The organism is Mesorhizobium sp., from assembly GCF_005063415.1.
Lineage (GTDB): Bacteria > Pseudomonadota > Alphaproteobacteria > Rhizobiales > Rhizobiaceae > Mesorhizobium.
This window is the reverse complement of the sequence record NZ_SUEG01000074.1, coordinates 1-15,996: the sequence shown is the minus strand read 5'-3', so window position 1 is coordinate 15,996 and position 15,996 is coordinate 1. Positions and strand designations below refer to the sequence as shown.

14 protein-coding genes and 1 tRNA gene are annotated in these 15,996 nt (G+C 64.0%); 6 read left to right on the top strand and 9 right to left on the bottom strand.

Annotation, left to right across the window (positions count from 1 at the left end; genetic code table 11):
* Window positions 1–14 precede the first annotated feature (14 nt).
* Entirely contained in the window at window positions 15–1,265 is a 1,251-nt protein-coding gene (locus tag E5W70_RS19350) for a D-amino acid dehydrogenase (protein ID WP_292660970.1), read from the bottom strand.
* A 43-nt stretch (window positions 1,266–1,308) separates the two neighbouring features.
* The gene (gene galE, locus E5W70_RS19345; RefSeq protein ID WP_292660968.1) at window positions 1,309–2,304 is read right to left on the bottom strand and encodes a UDP-glucose 4-epimerase GalE; all 996 of its coding nucleotides are present in this window, start codon (window positions 2,302–2,304) and stop codon (window positions 1,309–1,311) included.
* A 265-nt stretch (window positions 2,305–2,569) separates the two neighbouring features.
* Between galE and hemA the strand changes: the two genes are divergently transcribed.
* Window positions 2,570–3,847, top strand: coding sequence for a 5-aminolevulinate synthase (gene hemA / locus E5W70_RS19340; RefSeq protein WP_292661001.1), 1,278 nt, complete (start codon window positions 2,570–2,572; stop codon window positions 3,845–3,847).
* Between the two features lie 92 nt (window positions 3,848–3,939).
* On the opposite strand, the gene E5W70_RS19335 is transcribed toward hemA, so the two are convergent.
* Complete coding sequence (locus tag E5W70_RS19335) at window positions 3,940–5,106, bottom strand: pyridoxal phosphate-dependent aminotransferase (protein WP_292660965.1); 1,167 nt, start codon at window positions 5,104–5,106, stop codon at window positions 3,940–3,942.
* A 112-nt stretch (window positions 5,107–5,218) separates the two neighbouring features.
* On the bottom strand, window positions 5,219–5,641 hold the full coding sequence (mscL, locus tag E5W70_RS19330; protein WP_292660998.1) for a large conductance mechanosensitive channel protein MscL: 423 nt from the start codon (window positions 5,639–5,641) through the stop codon (window positions 5,219–5,221).
* A gap of 235 nt (window positions 5,642–5,876) precedes the next feature.
* Between mscL and E5W70_RS19325 the strand changes: the two genes are divergently transcribed.
* Window positions 5,877–9,365 (top strand): PAS domain-containing hybrid sensor histidine kinase/response regulator, encoded by a 3,489-nt coding sequence (locus tag E5W70_RS19325; protein ID WP_292660961.1) that lies wholly within the window; start codon window positions 5,877–5,879, stop codon window positions 9,363–9,365.
* A 4-nt stretch (window positions 9,366–9,369) separates the two neighbouring features.
* On the opposite strand, the gene E5W70_RS19320 is transcribed toward E5W70_RS19325, so the two are convergent.
* The gene (locus tag E5W70_RS19320; protein WP_292660958.1) at window positions 9,370–10,020 is read right to left on the bottom strand and encodes a response regulator transcription factor; all 651 of its coding nucleotides are present in this window, start codon (window positions 10,018–10,020) and stop codon (window positions 9,370–9,372) included.
* A gap of 129 nt (window positions 10,021–10,149) precedes the next feature.
* The gene (locus tag E5W70_RS19315) at window positions 10,150–10,581 is read right to left on the bottom strand and encodes a hypothetical protein (RefSeq protein WP_292660955.1); all 432 of its coding nucleotides are present in this window, start codon (window positions 10,579–10,581) and stop codon (window positions 10,150–10,152) included.
* Between the two features lie 125 nt (window positions 10,582–10,706).
* Here E5W70_RS19315 and E5W70_RS19310 point away from each other — a divergent pair, with 125 nt between their 5' ends.
* Both E5W70_RS19310 and E5W70_RS19305 read left to right on the top strand, forming a co-directional pair.
* Window positions 10,707–11,057, top strand: coding sequence for a DUF952 domain-containing protein (locus E5W70_RS19310; RefSeq protein ID WP_292660953.1), 351 nt, complete (start codon window positions 10,707–10,709; stop codon window positions 11,055–11,057).
* Window positions 11,054–12,130 carry a quinone-dependent dihydroorotate dehydrogenase gene (locus tag E5W70_RS19305; RefSeq protein WP_292660950.1) on the top strand — a complete coding sequence of 359 codons (1,077 nt, stop codon included), beginning with the start codon at window positions 11,054–11,056 and terminating at the stop codon, window positions 12,128–12,130. Before E5W70_RS19310 ends, E5W70_RS19305 begins: the two co-directional genes overlap by 4 nt.
* 3 nt (window positions 12,131–12,133) lie before the next feature.
* Here E5W70_RS19305 and E5W70_RS19300 read toward each other — a convergent pair whose 3' ends face one another.
* Window positions 12,134–13,558 carry an MATE family efflux transporter gene (locus E5W70_RS19300; protein ID WP_292660948.1) on the bottom strand — a complete coding sequence of 475 codons (1,425 nt, stop codon included), beginning with the start codon at window positions 13,556–13,558 and terminating at the stop codon, window positions 12,134–12,136.
* Window positions 13,559–13,608: 50 nt separating this feature from the next.
* Between E5W70_RS19300 and E5W70_RS19295 the strand changes: the two genes are divergently transcribed.
* On the top strand, window positions 13,609–14,511 hold the full coding sequence (locus tag E5W70_RS19295; RefSeq protein WP_292660945.1) for a histone deacetylase: 903 nt from the start codon (window positions 13,609–13,611) through the stop codon (window positions 14,509–14,511).
* A 4-nt stretch (window positions 14,512–14,515) separates the two neighbouring features.
* Here the strand turns inward: E5W70_RS19295 and E5W70_RS19290 are convergent, their stop codons facing one another.
* The gene (locus E5W70_RS19290; protein WP_198030500.1) at window positions 14,516–14,818 is read right to left on the bottom strand and encodes a DUF6460 domain-containing protein; all 303 of its coding nucleotides are present in this window, start codon (window positions 14,816–14,818) and stop codon (window positions 14,516–14,518) included.
* A gap of 92 nt (window positions 14,819–14,910) precedes the next feature.
* On the opposite strand from E5W70_RS19290, the gene E5W70_RS19285 reads away from it, so the two are divergent.
* A tRNA-Gly gene (locus E5W70_RS19285) sits at window positions 14,911–14,984 on the top strand.
* Window positions 14,985–15,299: 315 nt separating this feature from the next.
* Here the strand turns inward: E5W70_RS19285 and E5W70_RS19280 are convergent.
* Window positions 15,300–15,996: LysR substrate-binding domain-containing protein (locus E5W70_RS19280; RefSeq protein WP_292660941.1), on the bottom strand; the 697-nt coding region annotated here is incomplete at its 5' end.

The window sequence follows — 15,996 nt, the reverse complement described above, 5'->3', positions numbered from 1 at the left end:
ATTTCCGGAGATGCCTAGCCCGCGTAGAGCAATCCTTGCGGATCGATCTCCGGCTTGCGGCCGGCAACTATGTCGGCAAGGAACTTTCCCGAGCCGCAAGCCATGGTCCAGCCGAGATGGCCGTGGCCGGTGTCGAGATATAGATTGTCGTACCGCGCCCGGCCGATGACCGGCACGGAGTTCGGCATCATCGGGCGAAGTCCAGCCCAGAGCTCAGCCTTGCTCTCGTCGAAGGCGCCGGGGAACAGGTCCTTGCCGGTGTTCAGGATCGAGTTGAAATCGCGTGGCTTGAACGTGCGGTCGAAACCGGTGAACTCCGCCGTCGAGGACATCCGCAGCCGATTTCCCAGCCTGGAATAGCCGATCAGCCGGTCCTCGTCGGCGCCGCCCATGATCGGCCCCTTGTTTTCATCTTCCAGCGGAACAGTCACCGTATAGCCCTTCACGGGATAGACGGGCAGGTCGATGCCGTAGCGGCGGCCGAGCAAACCGCTCTCCGGCCCCATCGAGATGACTACGGCGTCGCCGGTTATCGGGCCGGCCGAGGTCATCACCGCGCGCACCCGGCCGCCGTCGATGTCGAGGCCTTCGACAGTCGTGCCGTAGAGGAATTGGACGCCGAGTTTCTCGGCGGCATAGCCAGCGAGGTTCTGCGTGAATTGGCTGGAGTCGCCGGTCTGGTCGATCGGCGAATAGACGCCGCCGGCTATCTTGTCCTTGGCGCCGGCGAGGCCTGGCTCGAGTTCGACCAGCCGGTCGCGGCCGACGATCTCGATCGGCAGGCCATGTTCGCCGAGATAGCGGTAATTGTCGGTGCCGGTATCAAAGCTCTGCTGCGAGCGGAAGAAATACAGAATGCCTTTCTTGCGCTCGTCATAGTGGATGCTGGTCTCGGCGGAGACGGCGTTGATGCAGTCGCGCGAATAGAGCGCCAGACGCAGCTTGACGTCGGTGTTGGCGCGCATGCGCTTATGCGTGCACTGGCGCAGGAAGCGCAGGCTCCAGGCGAAAAAATACGGATCGAAGCGCAGGCGCACCTTGATGCCGAGATCGTGGTTGTGGAGGCCACGCAGGAACGTCTTCAGCGCTGCCGGCGAGGCCCAGGCGGTGGCATCGCCGGGCGACACCAGGCCGGCATTCGACCGGCTGGTGCCGCGTGCTGCCGCCGGATGGCGCTCGATTACCGTCACCTCATGGCCGTCGCTGGCCAAATAATAGGCCGCCGCCGTACCGACGACGCCGGCCCCAAGCACCAGGATTTTCATTCCGCCCCCAGCGCGCTGAACCAACCTTTGCAGAGAGCCAACTTCACCCCAGAGCCGAATTCTTGCTGGTCAGGATGCGCTCCCAGGCAAGCGCATCGGCAACAATCTGGTCGAGGTTGTCGCGCTGCGGGGTCCAGCCGAGTTCGCCACGCGCCAGCTCCGAATTGGCGACAACCGCGGCCGCGTCACCGGCGCGGCGATCGCCCATCCGCACGTCGAAATCATGGCCGAAGACGCGGCGGACGCTGTCGATGACCTCGAGCACCGAATAGCCGTGGCTGTAGCCGCAATTGGCGACCAGGCTCGATCCGCCGGCACGCAGCCGCTGGAGCGCCAGCCGATGCGCCGCCGCCAGGTCGCTGACGTGGATATAGTCGCGCATGCAGGTGCCGTCCGGCGTCGGATAGTCGGTGCCGAACACCTGCATGAGGGGGCGCTTGCCGAGCGCCGTCTCGCAAGCGACCTTGATCAAATGCGTCGCACCGGGCGTCGACTGGCCGGTGCGGCCCTTCGGGTCGGCGCCGGCGACGTTGAAATAGCGCAGCGCCGTATAGCGCAACCCATGGGCAATTGCCGCGTCGCGCAGCATCCATTCGCTCATCAGCTTGGACAGGCCGTAGGGCGATTCCGGCGCAAGCCGGGCATCCTCGCGCACCGGCTCCAGGCCCGCGCCGCCATAGACGGCGGCGGTCGAGGAAAAGATGAAATTGGGCACGCCTTCGCGCACCGCGGTCTCGATCAAGGTGCGTGTCTTGCAGGTGTTGTTCTCGTAATAGGCAAGCGGGTCGGCGACCGATTCGGGGACCACGATCGAGCCGGCGAAATGGATGATAGCGTCGACCTTATTGTCGCGGATGATCGAGGCGACCAGTTCCCTGTCGGCGACGTCGCCGACGACGAGCTTTGCTTCCGGAGCCACCGCCCATTCAAAGCCGGTCGAAAGCCGGTCGAGGACGACGACGCTGTCACCCGTATCCAGCAATTCCCAGACCATATGGCTACCGATATAGCCGGCACCGCCTGTCACCAAAACCGTCATCCGCATCCTCGCTATTCATGATTTATCGGCACTGTCTCAATCGTCGCCTTACTGGAAAACCTGCCGCCAAGCCATTAGAACCTGCGGTAACCGGTCTCATCGGCGCGTGGCATTGTCCTGAAACAAGATTGATCCACATCAAGGGAATAGGCCACGTTCCGTGGTCGTTAGGAACAGGCTCGGGGCGTGGCATTTTGACCAAAAAGGCCAGGTGGACGACGAATGGGCCAATGACTATGATCCCGCGCAAAACTGGGAAGGCGACATGAACTATCAGCGGTTTTTCGAGGAAGCGATCGACCAGCTCCATGCAGAGCGTCGCTACCGCGTCTTCGCCGACCTTGAGCGTATCGTAGGGAAATTCCCGCGCGCCATCTGGCGCGCCAATGGCCGCGCCGAGGAAATTACCGTCTGGTGCTCCAACGACTATCTCGGCATGGGCCAGCATCCCGACGTCATTGCCGCGTTCCAGAAGGCGGCAGGCAAGATGGGGTCGGGGGCCGGCGGCACCCGCAACATTTCCGGCACCAGCAACCCGCTGGTCGAGCTCGAACTGGAGCTGGCCGACCTGCACGACAAGGAAGCCGCACTGGTTTTCACCTCCGGCTTCGTTTCCAACGAGGCGTCGATCTCGACCATTGCAAAGCTGCTTCCCAATTGCCTGATCATCTCGGACGAGCTCAACCACGCTTCGATGATCGAGGGCGTGCGGCGCTCGGGCGCCGAGAAGAAGATCTTCCGCCATAACGACGTCGCGCATCTCGAAAGCCTGCTGCAGGCGGCCGGCCGCGAGCGCGCCAAGCTGATCGTCTTCGAGAGCGTCTATTCGATGGACGGCGATATCGCGCCGATCAAGCAGATCGTCGATCTCGCCGAGCGTTACAACGCCATGACCTACATCGACGAGGTCCACGCCGTCGGCATGTACGGGCCGCGCGGCGGCGGCATCACCGAGCGCGAAGGGCTGGCCGACCGCATCGACATCATCGAGGGCACGCTGGCCAAGGCGTTCGGCACGCTTGGCGGCTACATCGCCGGCAACACTGCGGTGATCGACGCGGTGCGCTCCTATGCGCCGGGCTTCATCTTCACCACGGCGTTGCCGCCGGCGATCGCTGCCGCGGCAACCACCTCGATCCGTCATCTCAAGCGTTCGCAGGCCGAGCGCGACGCGCAGCTGCGTCAGGCGACACGGACCAAGCAAGTGCTGGCCGCAGCCGGCCTGCCGGTGATGGAATCGCCTACCCACATCGTGCCGCTTCTGGTCGGCGATCCCGAGCTTTGCAAGATGGCCAGCGACCGCCTGCTCGGTGTGCACGGCATCTATATCCAGCCGATCAACTACCCGACAGTGCCGCGCGGCACCGAACGGCTGCGCATCACGCCGACACCGTTCCATTCGGACGCGCTGATCGCGTCCCTGCAGGACGCGCTGGTCGAGACATGGGACGCGTTGGGGATTCCCTACGGTTCGGCCGGCCGGCCTTCAGTAGCCAAGAGCGACCGCGTCATTCCGCTGCTGGTGCCGAAGTCGGGCGGGTAACTCCGCCGCCACGGGCATCATTGCGGTAGCCGCCTATCGGTGCCGCTTCATTTTTCAGTGCTGCGATGCCTGGCGCGACCCCTCAACACACCTCACACACTCGTCATCCATTTCGCCAGCCGGTGCGCGGCTTCCTCGAGCTGGTCGAGGCGGCGGTGGAAGCACAGCCTGAGGAAGGCTTCGCCGCCGGGGCCGAAGGCGGTGCCGGGCGCCAGGCCGACATTGGCGCGGTCGACCATGTCGAAGGCGGCAGCGCGGGAATCGGTGATGCCGTCGACCGCGAAGAACAGATAGAATGCGCCCTGCGGTACGGTGAACCGCGCCCTGCCGGTTGCGGCGAGAATACCGCACACCAGGTCGCGTGCCGCCCTCGCCCGCTCCACCTGCTCGATGATGAAGGCGTCGCCCTCGTCGAGCGCGACGACGGCGCCGCGCTGCATGAACTGGGCAACGCCGGAAGTCGAATACTGGACCAGGTTCTCGAACACCTGCTGCAAGGCGGGATGGATCCTGATCCAGCCGATGCGCCAGCCGGTCATCGCCCAGTTCTTGGAAAAGGAATTGACGAACAGGATGCGGTCCTCATCAGCCATGATGTCGATGAAGGAGGGCGCGCGGCCGTGGCCGTAATGAAACAGCGCGTAGATCTCGTCGGCGATGATCCACAGGCCCCTTTCGCGGGCAAGATCGAGGATCGCCTGCAGCGTTTCCTTGTCGGCGGTCCAGCCGGTCGGGTTGGACGGCGTGTTGACGAACAGCGCCTTGGTCCGTGGCGTGATCGCCGCTGCGATCTTGTCGACATCGCAGGACCAGCCATTGCCCGACTGGTCGAGCGTGACCGCGACTGGAACAGCGCCTGCGACGCCGGCGGCGGCGGCGAAGTTCGGCCATGCCGGCGACAGGTAGACGAGTTCGTCGCCCTTGCCGGCCACCGCATCGATGGCCATCTGGATCGCGTGCATGCCGGAGCCGGTGACGATAAATTCCTCGTCGGCGAAAGTCTTGCCGAAATGCCTGGTGTAGTAGCGGGCGAGCGCCTGCCTGAGTTCGGGAATGCCCCGCTGCCAGGTGTAGAAGGTCTCGCCGCCGGCCAGCGCCTTGGCGGCGGCATCGGTGATGAAGGCAGGCGTCGGCAGGTCGCCCTCGCCGGCCCAGAGCGGGATCATGCCCTCGCGGCCGCGGCCACGATTCATGACGGCGACAATTCCGCTTTCAGGCGCCGCCCGCGCTTCGGCGCGCAGAGTATCGATCAAGGTCATGGATGGGTCCGTTTTTGTTTGCTCGACTGCTAGCGTGTTTCAGGGCGGACGAAAACAGAAAACCCCGGCCGCAAGCGACCGGGGTTTTGGTCCAGAAAGGTTCTCGCAAGCGCTATTTTCTGGCGAGGAGATCGCGAATTTCGGTGAGCAGCGCGACGTCGGCTGGCGGCGGAGCGGCCGGGGCGGCCGGTTTTTCACGCTCCAGCCGCTGGCGCAGATTGTTCACCCCCTTGACCATCAGGAAGATGATGAGGGCGAGGATAAGGAAATTCAGCGCCACGGTGATGAAGCTGCCATAGGCGAAGACCGCGCCCTGTTTCTTTGCATCAGCCAGCGAGGTTGCATTCACCGCAGAAGACAGGGGTATGAAGTAGTTGTTGAAGTCCAGTCCTCCGAAGATCGCGCCAACAATAGGCATGATGATGTCGTCGACCAGCGAGGTGACGATCTTGCCGAAGGCAGCGCCAATGATGACGGCGACAGCCAGGTCCATCACGTTGCCCCTGGAAATGAATTCCTGAAACTCTTTCAGCATTCGACTCCTCCTTGTCCTGACCGGCCGTTCTGCCGTCCGCTCCTCCGGCATTGACCGGCAGGCAGAATAGCAAAAACCTGCGGTTGCAACAGGAGCAAAAGCCGGTTTCGGCCGGTCACGATTGCCCGACGCAGCCGATATAATACGCCGAAAGCCGCGATGGACTCGGTCGCCAAGCTGTGATTGCGTCTGCAAGGCCGGATGAAAAAGCCGGTGCAGGGAGGAAGTTCGAGGCGTGCAGGGCTGGTTCATCGTCATCATCGCGATCGCCTATGTGACGTTGCTGTTCGTCATCGCCAGCCTGGGCGACCGGCGCTCGACTTCATCCGGGCCTGGCCGCGCCCGGCCGTTCATCTATGCGCTCAGCCTCGCCATCTACTGCACCTCCTGGACCTTCTTCGGCTCGGTCGGGCTGTCCTCCGAGCGCGGCCTCGAGTTCCTCGGCATCTATATCGGACCGGTGCTGGTGTTCGTGTTCGGCTTTCCGCTGCTGCAGCGCATCGTCAGGCTGGCCAAGACCGAGAAGATCACCTCGATCGCCGACTTTCTCGGTGCCCGCTACGGCAAGAGCTTCGCTGTCGCGGCGATCGCCACGCTGATCGCGACCATCGGCGCCGTGCCCTATATCGCGCTGCAATTGAAGGCGATCTCCGGCTCGGTCAGCCTGATGGTCGAGCACTATACCGGCTCGCCCCCGTCGTTCGATCCGTTCGTCAGCGACATCTCGCTGGTCGTGGCCATGCTGCTGGCGCTGTTTGCGGTGCTGTTCGGCACGCGCCATGCGGATGCCACTGAGCACCAGGACGGGCTGGTGCTGGCGGTGGCGGTCGAGACCGTCGTCAAGCTGGCCGCCTTCCTGGCGATCGGCCTGATGGTCATGTTCCTGATCTTCGGCGGGCCAGGCGATATGTTCGACCGGCTCGCCGAAAACACGCAGGTGCGCCAGGCGATGGGCTACAACACCTCACTCGCCACCTGGCTTGTGCTGACATGCCTGAGCGGCTTTGCCATTCTCATGCTGCCACGCCAGTTCTACGTCACCATCGTCGAAAACCGCAGCGAGGCCGAGCTACGCACCGCGACATGGGTGTTTCCGCTCTATCTGGTGGCAATCAACCTGTTCGTGCTGCCGATCGCGCTGGCCGGCCTGGAACTGGTCGGCACCAGAACCAGCAGCGACCTCTATGTGCTGTCACTGCCGCTGTTCAGCGGCCACGACGTGCTGGCCATGGCGGCCTTCATCGGCGGCCTGTCGGCGGCGACCGCAATGGTGATCGTCGAAAGCGTTGCGCTGTCGATCATGATCTCCAACGACCTGGTCATTCCGCTGTTCGTGAGGCGATTGCTGCGGACTACGACATCCGAGAACGAGGACTGGTCGACGCTCATCTTGAATGTGCGGCGGGCGGCGATCTTCATCATGCTGTTCATCGCCTTCCTCTACTACCGCGAGAGCACCAACAGCGCGCGGCTGTCCTCGATCGGCCTGATGTCGTTCGCGGCGATCGCGCAGTTCGCGCCGGCAATGATCGGCGGCCTGGTCTGGCGCGGCGCCAACGGCCGGGGTGCCGCACTTGGCATGGTCGCCGGCATCGTCGTCTGGAGCTACACGCTACTGCTTCCCTCGCTCGTCGCGCCCGACACCGGCATCCTCATCCACGGCCTGTTCGGCTTCGATGCATTGCGGCCGCAAGCGCTCTTCGGCACCGTCGCTGAGCCGCTGAACCATGGCGTGCTGTGGAGCCTGTCGATCAACACGCTGTTTTTTGTGTTCGGCTCACTGTCGCGCGCGTCGGTGCCGTTGGAACGCATCCAGGCATCGATCTTCGTGCCGCGCGAGGCGGGGCCGCTGCCGAGCCTGCGCCGCTTCCGCACCACCACCACCGTCAACGACCTGAGGGACACGATTGCGCGCTATCTCGGTGTCGAACGCACCGAGCGGTCCTTCCAGTCGTTCGAGAAGAGCAGCGGCACTTCACTGCACGGCAACGAACAGGCCAGCATGGATGTCATCCGCTTCTCCGAGCAGCTTCTGGCCAGTGCCGTCGGCTCATCCTCGGCGCGGCTGATCCTATCGCTGCTGCTGCGCCGCAACGACCGCGAATCCAAGGACGCCTTCCGCCTGCTCGACGACGCCACCGAGGCGCTGCAGCACAATCGCGACCTGCTGCAGATCGCACTCGACCAGATGGAACAGGGCATCACCGTCTTCGACCGGGATTTCCGGTTGATCTGCTGGAACCGCCAGTACCGGGCGCTGTTCGACCTGCCCGACGAGATGGGCCAGGTCGGCGTCTCGCTCGATCGTATCCTGCGCCACCTTGCCGAGCGCGGCGACATACCCGCAGACCAGCGCGTCACCATGCTGAACCGCCTGACCAGCTTCGTCAGCCCATGGCAGATGGAGTTGAAGACCAGCGGACGCATCCTCGAATTGCGCTCCAATCCGATGCCGGACGGCGGCATCGTCGCCACCTATGCCGACATTTCCGGACGCGTCGAACAGGATCTGGCGCTGAAGCGCGCCAACGAATCACTGGAACAGCGAGTGAGGAACCGCACCGCCGAGCTCACCCGCGTCAACGAGGAGCTGGCGCAGGCGCAGATGCTGGCCGAAGAGGCCAATCTCGGCAAGACCCGCTTTCTCGCTGCCGCCGGCCACGACATCCTGCAGCCGCTGAACGCCGCCCGCCTCTATTGCTCGTCGCTGATCGAGAAGACCGGCAAGGGACCTGCCGGCAAGGCGGCGATGAATATCGAATCGTCGCTGGAATCGGTCGAGACCATCCTCGGCGCGGTGCTCGACATTTCGCGCCTCGATGCCGGCGCGATGAAGCCGGACGATACGAGCTTCGGCCTCGATGGGCTGCTGCGCCAGATCGGCAACGACTTCCGGCCGCTTGCCGCCGAAAAGAAACTCGAGCTCACGATCATGCCGTCGTCGCTCAGCGTCATGACGGACCGCAATCTGCTGCGCCGGCTGATCCAGAACCTGGTCTCCAACGCCATTAAATATACGCGCCGTGGCCGCATTCTGGTCGGCGTGCGGCGGCGCGGCGAACTGGCCGAAATACAGGTTATCGACACCGGCATCGGCATTGCCGGCGACAAGCTCAACACCGTGTTTCGCGAATTCACTCGGCTCGACGAGGCCGCACGCGAGGCGGAAGGCCTCGGCCTGGGGCTCTCCATTGTCGACCGCATCGCCCGCGTCCTGCGCCTCGAGATCCGCATCTTCTCCAACCCCGGCAAGGGGACGCGCTTTTCCGTCTTGATGCCGGTGGCGGCCGTGCAGGCACCGCGGCGCGAGGCCGAGGCGAAGCCGCCTGCCCGCGCTACGACCTCGCTTGCCGGGCTCCATGTGCTCTGCATCGATAACGACGCCCGCATCCTCGACGGCATGCGGCTGCTGCTGGAGGGCTGGGGCTGCAGCGTCGACACGCTTTCCGGCGCGGAGGATCTCGAGAGGTCCGGCATTCATCGGCCGGATATCGTGCTTGCCGACTATCATCTCGACGACAAGACCGGCCTCGAATTGATCGCCCAGTTGCGTGCGATCCATGGCGAGGACCTTCCGGCCGTGCTGGTCACCGCCGACCGCTCCAGCGAGGTTCGCACCGCTGCCGGCAGGCTCGACGTGCCGGTGATCAGCAAACCGCTGAAACCGGCGATGCTGCGCTCGATGATGGCCAGGGTGAGGCCGCTGGCGCCGGCGGCCGAATAGGGGGTCAGCCGGCCGCCTGAACCGGGTCGCTGCCGATCTTGGACAAAAGGATGACCGCCTGGGTGCGGCTGTCGACGCCGAGTTTCTGCAGGATGGCCGAGACATGCGCCTTGATCGTCGCTTCGGAGACCCCGAGTTCATAGGCGATCTGCTTGTTGAGCAGCCCTTCCGCCAGCATGCCAAGCACGCGCGTCTGCTGTGGCGTCAGCGCCTGCAGGCGCTTGATCAGGTCGGAAATCTCGGGATCGCGCTCGACGCCGAGATCGACCCCGGCGGGTGCCGCGATATCACCTGCGAGCACCGACTGCACCGCATTGCGGATCGCCTCCATGCTGGCCGATTTGGAGATGAAGCCGGAGGCGCCGAGATTGAGCGCGCGCCGGATCGTCACCGGATCGTCATGCGCCGAGACCACCATCATCGGCACCGCCGGATGGATGCCGCGCAACGAAATCAGGCCGGAAAGACCGCTTGCCCCCGGCATAGACAGGTCGAGCAGCACCAGATCGACATCCTCATTGGCCAGGACCAGCGCCTTGGCGCTTTCGAAATCGCCGGCCTCGTGAATGGCGGCATCTCCGATGCCCGCGAGTGCCTCCCTCAATGCACCGCGAAAAAGCGGATGATCGTCGGCAATGACGAATGTGTAGCCCAACAGTGATATCCCTCCCCGACTCCCATTGGCGATTTTCCGCCTTGCAGGATCTGAACGATTATAACGCTTCGCCTGCTGTTCGGCGTGGCCGGCTTGCTATTCCCGCCCCAGGTCTTTTTTGCGAATTGCCTAGGTCTTTTGCGAATTGGGCTTGGCGCCGTCTTCGTCCTTGTCCATGTCCTTGACGATGTCCATGAAGCTGCGCAGGAAGCGCTCCATGTAGCCCATCGTCTTGTTGAAATCCTCCTCGCTGGGCAAAGTCGATTCGAAACGCGCGGCAAGCGAATTTTCGAGCTTGGCGACGCGTTCGTCGAGCGCCTTCACCGAATTTTTCAGCCGGTCGACCTCATCCTGGAAGGCGGCACGTTCGTCGGCCGCCGTCTTGCAGACAAGCTGACCGGAGCGCTCCTCGCAGAGCGACATGGCGCCGGTTTGGGTATCCATGCGCACATAACCATTGGCCGATTTTTCCAACCGGTAGCGATCGGCTCCCTCGGAAAAGGCCGAGGCCGCGACAAGCGAGACCAGTGCTGCGGGGATCAAGACGTGTTTCAGACGCATGTTTTCCTCCATGAGCCAGTTGGCTCAATGTATCACATGTTTGCGCCTGAAATGGGGAAGAGTTCGGAGCCTCCGAAACCCGCTTGCCCCTTCCCCGCATGATCTGTTCGGACTATAGCGCAACCATGTCCGAGATCATCTACAAGATAGTTCCCGAGGCGCTTTGGCGCGAGGCTGAAAGAGAAGGCCGCTTCACCGGCGCGCCGATCGACGTCGCCGACGGCTTCATCCATTTTTCCACCGCCGGGCAGGTCCGGGAAACGGCAGCCAAGCATTTCGCCGGCCAAAGCGGGTTGCTGCTGGTTGCCGCCGATAGCGCGCGCCTCGGCGATGCGCTGAAATATGAGGTCTCGCGCGGCGGCGCCTTGTTCCCGCATCTCTATGGCGGGCTCGGCCTCGATGCGGTCGTTTCGGTGCAGGCATTGCCGCTCGGCGCCGACGGCCGGCATGAATTCCCGGCGCTGGGGGCCGAATGAGCGCGTTCGACCGGATCGGCCAGAAACTGCTGTTCACGCTCGATCCGGAAACCGCACATGGGCTGTCGATTGCCGCGCTGAGATGCGGCCTGTCGGTCTCCGGGCGCCCTTTGCGAGACAACAGGCTAAAGGTCAGCCTTTGCGGGCTCGATTTCCCGAACCCGCTCGGCATGGCCGCGGGTTACGACAAGAATGCCGAAGTGCCAGACGCGTTGCTCGGCCTGGGCTTCGGCTTCGCCGAGGTCGGCACCATCACACCGCTGCCGCAGACGGGCAATCCGAAGCCACGCATCTTCCGGCTGCCTTCGGACGGGGCGGTAATCAACCGGCTGGGCTTCAACAATGAAGGCCACGCCGCCGCAGAGAAGCGTCTTGCCGCCCGAAAAGGCCGCCCCGGCATCGTCGGCATCAACATCGGCGCCAACAAGGACAGCGCCGACCGCGTCGGCGATTATGAGCGCGGCGTGATCCGGTTCGCGCGATATGCCAGCTATCTGACAATCAATATCTCCTCGCCGAACACGCCGGGCCTGCGCAACATGCAGGCGCGCGAACAGCTTGGCGAGCTCCTGTCGCGGGTCATGGCCGTGCGTGCGGCGGCACCGGCAAAACCGCCCGTCTTCCTCAAGATCGCACCGGATCTGGTCGAGGCCGAGCTGGAGGACATTGCCGCCGAGGTCACTGAGAAGCAAATAGACGGCGTCATCGTCTCCAACACCACGATCGCGCGAGCCGGCCTGAGCAGCGCCGGCCTTGCCGGCGAAGCCGGCGGTCTTTCGGGGAAACCCTTGTTCGAGCGCTCGACGATCGTGCTGGCAAGGATGCGAAAACTGCTTGGCCCGGGTCCCGCTATCATCGGCGTCGGCGGCGTCGATTCCACCGAGACGGCGCTGGAAAAGATCCGTGCCGGCGCCGACCTCGTGCAGCTCTATACCGGCATGATCTATGCCGGGCCAGCGCTGCCGGGCCGTATTCTTTCTGGCATGGCCCGTTTCATGGACAGCCAAGGGCTGAAGTCGCTGCGCGAGCTTCGCGACAGCCACCTCGATCACTGGGCGGCGAAACCGCTTTAGCGATCAGTTAAAGGCCGTTCGCACCCGCAGCCGCAATATGGCGAGCAGGCTGAGGCCGCGTACCAGCAGGAAGACATGCAACGCCGCCCACAAGCCGTGATTGCCGAAGGCCGGCGCCAGGATCAGCAGCGCGGCGCTGAACGCCAGGAACGACAACAGCATCATGTTGCGCATGTCGCGCGACCATGTCGCGCCGATGAAAACCCCGTCCATCTGGAAAGCCAGCGCGCCGCTGAGCGCGGTGAATGCCGCCCAGGGCAGGTAGATATCGGCAATGGCGCGGACGTCCGTCGAGGTCGTGATCAGGGCGACGAGATCGGTGCCCTCCAGCAGGAAGAAGAGCGTCGCCGCGCCCGCCAGCCCGAGCCCCCAAAGCAGCGTCAGCCGCACCGCCTGGTCAAACGCCGTGGCGGCACGGGCGCCGATGGCGCGCCCGGCGAGCTGTTCAGCGGCGGTGGCGAAACCATCGAGGAAATAGCCGGCAACCAGGAAGAGATTCATCAGCACGGCGTTGGCGGCCAGCGTCAGAGTGCCGAATTGTGCGCCTTGGCGCGCGAACAGCGCGAAGGCGGCGAGCAGCGAAAAGGAGCGGATCATGATATCGCGATTGAGCGACATCATGCGCAGGAATGCCGGCAGATCGAGGACGCGGTGGCGCGGCAGCCTGGGCGCCGCCCAGAAGCGCCGGCCGACAATGGCGAGACCAAGCAGCATGGCGACGAATTCGCCGGTGACCGTTGCCCAGGCAACGCCGGCAACGCCCCAGCCGAGCTCCAGGCCAAGCAGGAAGCAGAGGGCGATGTTGATGCCGTTCAGCATCAATTGCAGCATCAGCCCGAGCCCGCCCTCGCCGCGCCCCAGCACGTAGCCAAGGATGGCGTAATTGATCAGCGAGAATGGTGCAGCGAGCATCCTGATGCGGATATAGATATCCATCGCCGCGCTGACGCGCGGTTCGGCGCCGATGAACCATTGCCCGGCGGTGGAGACCAGCGGCGCAAGTGCGGCAAGCACTATGCCGGCGACGACCGCGATCAGCACGGCGCGCCAGAACACCGCCTGCTCCTCCAGCGCATCGCCGCGCCCGAAGGCCTGGGCGACCAAGCCGGTGGTGCCGGAGCGCAGGAAGTTGAAGGTGGTGAAGACGACATCGAAGATCAGGGCGCCGGCCGCCAGGCCGCCGAGAAGGGCGGCGTCGCCGAACTGCCCGACCACCGCCGTGTCGACAATTCCGAGCAACGGCGTCGTCAGATAGGCAAGCGTCATCGGCACGGCGATGGCGAGCACCGAGCGGTTGGTGACGACGAAGGCCCTGGCTTCGGTGGCGTGGACTTCGGTGGGTAAAGCCTGCTCCAAACGCGTCTTGCTTCCTGTTGCGGCTTGATCGGCTAGCCGATGTGCCCCAGTTTGCGGACCTCGCGCAACCATCCACCCCATTGTGGTCAACCGAAACCCGCCTCTGGCGCACCGGCCGCCCCATGCCCTTGCAGATCGTTCATCATCCCGACTACGACGCCGGCTTCGCCGTCAACCACCGCTTCCCGATGAGCAAATATCTGCTGCTGATGGAAGCCTTGCGGGCACGCGGCCTGGCGCGGCCCGAAGCGCTCAACATGCCGGAGGCGGCGCGGCCATCGTGGCTGAAGCTTGCCCACGCGGCAGACTATGTCGACCAGGTGCTTGCCTGCGAAGTGCCGGTGACGATCGAGCGCGAGATCGGTTTCCCTATTGGACAGCGGGTTTCGCTGAGGGCGCAGCTCGCAACGGCCGGCACGGTGCTGGCGGCGCGGCTGGCCTTGCTGAACGGCATCGCCTGCAACACCGCCGGCGGCAGCCATCATGCACGGCGCGCGCAAGGTGCGGGCTTCTGCACCTTCAACGACGTGGCCGTTGCCGCGCTGGTGCTGCTCGCCGAAGCTGCTGCCCAAAACATCCTGGTTGTCGACCTCGACGTGCATCAGGGTGACGGCACGGCGGATATCCTGAACGACGAGCCGCGCGTGTTTACCTTCTCCATGCATGGCGACCGCAACTACCCCGCGCGCAAGATCGCCTCCGATCTCGATGTCGCCCTGCCCGACGGCGCCGGCGATGCAGCCTATCTGGAGCGGCTGGACGCCACCCTGCCGGAGCTATCGGCGCGAAGGCGCTGGGACCTCGTCTTCTACAATGCCGGGGTCGACGTCCATGCCGAGGACCGGCTCGGCAGGTTGTCGCTCACGGATGACGGGCTGCGCGCCCGCGACGATATGGTGATCCGCCATTTCCTCACGCTTGGCATACCGGTGTGCGGCGTTATCGGCGGAGGCTATTCAACGGATGTCGCAGCACTCGCCGCACGGCACGCCATCCTGTTCGAGGTGGCGGCGGGCTACGCCTGAAAATTCACTTCCGGTAGTTGGCGATTCTGAGCAGGATGAAGGCCGGCACGACGATCGCGGCGCCGAGCAGGATGTAGCCGAGGAAGCGGTCGATGGCGTGGAAGCCCAGGTTCCAGAGATCGATGAAGAACTTGCGGATGCCGTAAAGCACGTCCATCGGCGACCAGCCGAAGGCGTTCATGACCAGGCCGACGAGGAACGACACCACGAGCAGCTTCAAGATCACCCGGAGCGGCGTATCGCCGAGAAAGCGGTTCAGTGCGGACAAGGCCTGTCTCCACAGTCGGGTGCCGCGATTCGGGCACATGCCCAGAAATACGCAGTTGACCGCCCGGCATCAAGCCGAGCCCTCAAACCGGATTGCGCATCGGCGCCGGGCCATGATATCGGAAGAACAGCGCGGGTATGATGTAATGGTAGCTTGTCAGCTTCCCAAGCTGAACGCGCGGGTTCGATTCCCGCTACCCGCTCCAGCTTTTGCCACACTGCATTAAACTTGTTTTGGCCAGGCTGAAAACCAGCGGAATTCACAGGCAATTTTTTTATAGCCCGGCTGGCCGTCTTTCATCTGTTTGGCCGATGTGCCAGTTCGTGGAATATCTCACATTGAGGGTCGGCGGGGCCTCGAATGACCCCAACCGGAAAGTCTACCCTTGGCCCGCTGGCTTCTGCTGGCGGGCTTTTTTAAGCATCACGCAGTAGTGGCCGACGTGCATCGGCGCCGCTGCTGGCGGGCCTGTCTGATCGTCTGGCCGACCACGGGATGCGCCCGCTACCCGCTCCAACCCTCAGCCCACCTCCCGCAGAATAAAATCGTGCAGCATCTTGGCTGCCGGCGACAGCGCGCGGTTCTTTACCGTGATCAGGCTGTAGGGCCTGACCTCGATGTCGAATTCAGTCTGGACGACATCGATGGCGCCGGCCAGGCCTTCCGGGTTCTGGATGAACTTCGCGACCTGGATCGACACCGGTGCGATGGCGTCGGATTGCGCGACCATGACCAGAGTCAATAGCAGCGAGCTGGTGTTGAGGATGCGGTCCGGCAGCGCGATGTTGCGGTTCAAGAAGTTGCTTTCCATGGCCTGGCGCAGCGGCGAGCCGCCCGACTGGAAAACCCAGTCATAGGCGGCGGTGTCTTCCAGCCGCACCGCCTTGCCCTTGGTCAGCGGGTGGCCGCGGCGCACGATCAGGCAGGCCTTCTCGACGCCGATGACGCGGGCTTCGAACAGCCGCGGATTGAGGTCGTCGGGGATGCGGGCGATGATGAAATCGTGGCGCGAGGCGATCAGCTCGCGCGCCAGCACGTTCGAGGTCTCGACCTGCATGGTGATTTCGATGCGCGGATAGAGGCGCCGGATCTCGCGGATCGCCGGCACCGCCAGCTCGATCGCCGGTGCTGTAACCGCGCCCAGGAACACCGAGCCGCCCTTGCCCGCCTTGAGCTCGAAAATCTCGCGGTCGACCTCGCGCATCTCGAGCAGGATC

Coding starts and splice junctions, on each gene's coding strand:
- E5W70_RS19350 (WP_292660970.1), bottom strand. CDS start 1,265: ATGAAAATCCTGGTGCTTGGGGCCGGCGTCGTCGGTACGGCGGCGGCC.
- galE (WP_292660968.1), bottom strand. CDS start 2,304: ATGACGGTTTTGGTGACAGGCGGTGCCGGCTATATCGGTAGCCATATG.
- hemA (WP_292661001.1), top strand. CDS start 2,570: ATGAACTATCAGCGGTTTTTCGAGGAAGCGATCGACCAGCTCCATGCA.
- E5W70_RS19335 (WP_292660965.1), bottom strand. CDS start 5,106: ATGACCTTGATCGATACTCTGCGCGCCGAAGCGCGGGCGGCGCCTGAA.
- mscL (WP_292660998.1), bottom strand. CDS start 5,641: ATGCTGAAAGAGTTTCAGGAATTCATTTCCAGGGGCAACGTGATGGAC.
- E5W70_RS19315 (WP_292660955.1), bottom strand. CDS start 10,581: ATGCGTCTGAAACACGTCTTGATCCCCGCAGCACTGGTCTCGCTTGTC.
- E5W70_RS19310 (WP_292660953.1), top strand. CDS start 10,707: ATGTCCGAGATCATCTACAAGATAGTTCCCGAGGCGCTTTGGCGCGAG.
- E5W70_RS19305 (WP_292660950.1), top strand. CDS start 11,054: ATGAGCGCGTTCGACCGGATCGGCCAGAAACTGCTGTTCACGCTCGAT.
- E5W70_RS19300 (WP_292660948.1), bottom strand. CDS start 13,558: ATGGTTGCGCGAGGTCCGCAAACTGGGGCACATCGGCTAGCCGATCAA.
- E5W70_RS19295 (WP_292660945.1), top strand. CDS start 13,609: ATGCCCTTGCAGATCGTTCATCATCCCGACTACGACGCCGGCTTCGCC.
- E5W70_RS19290 (WP_198030500.1), bottom strand. CDS start 14,818: ATGTGCCCGAATCGCGGCACCCGACTGTGGAGACAGGCCTTGTCCGCA.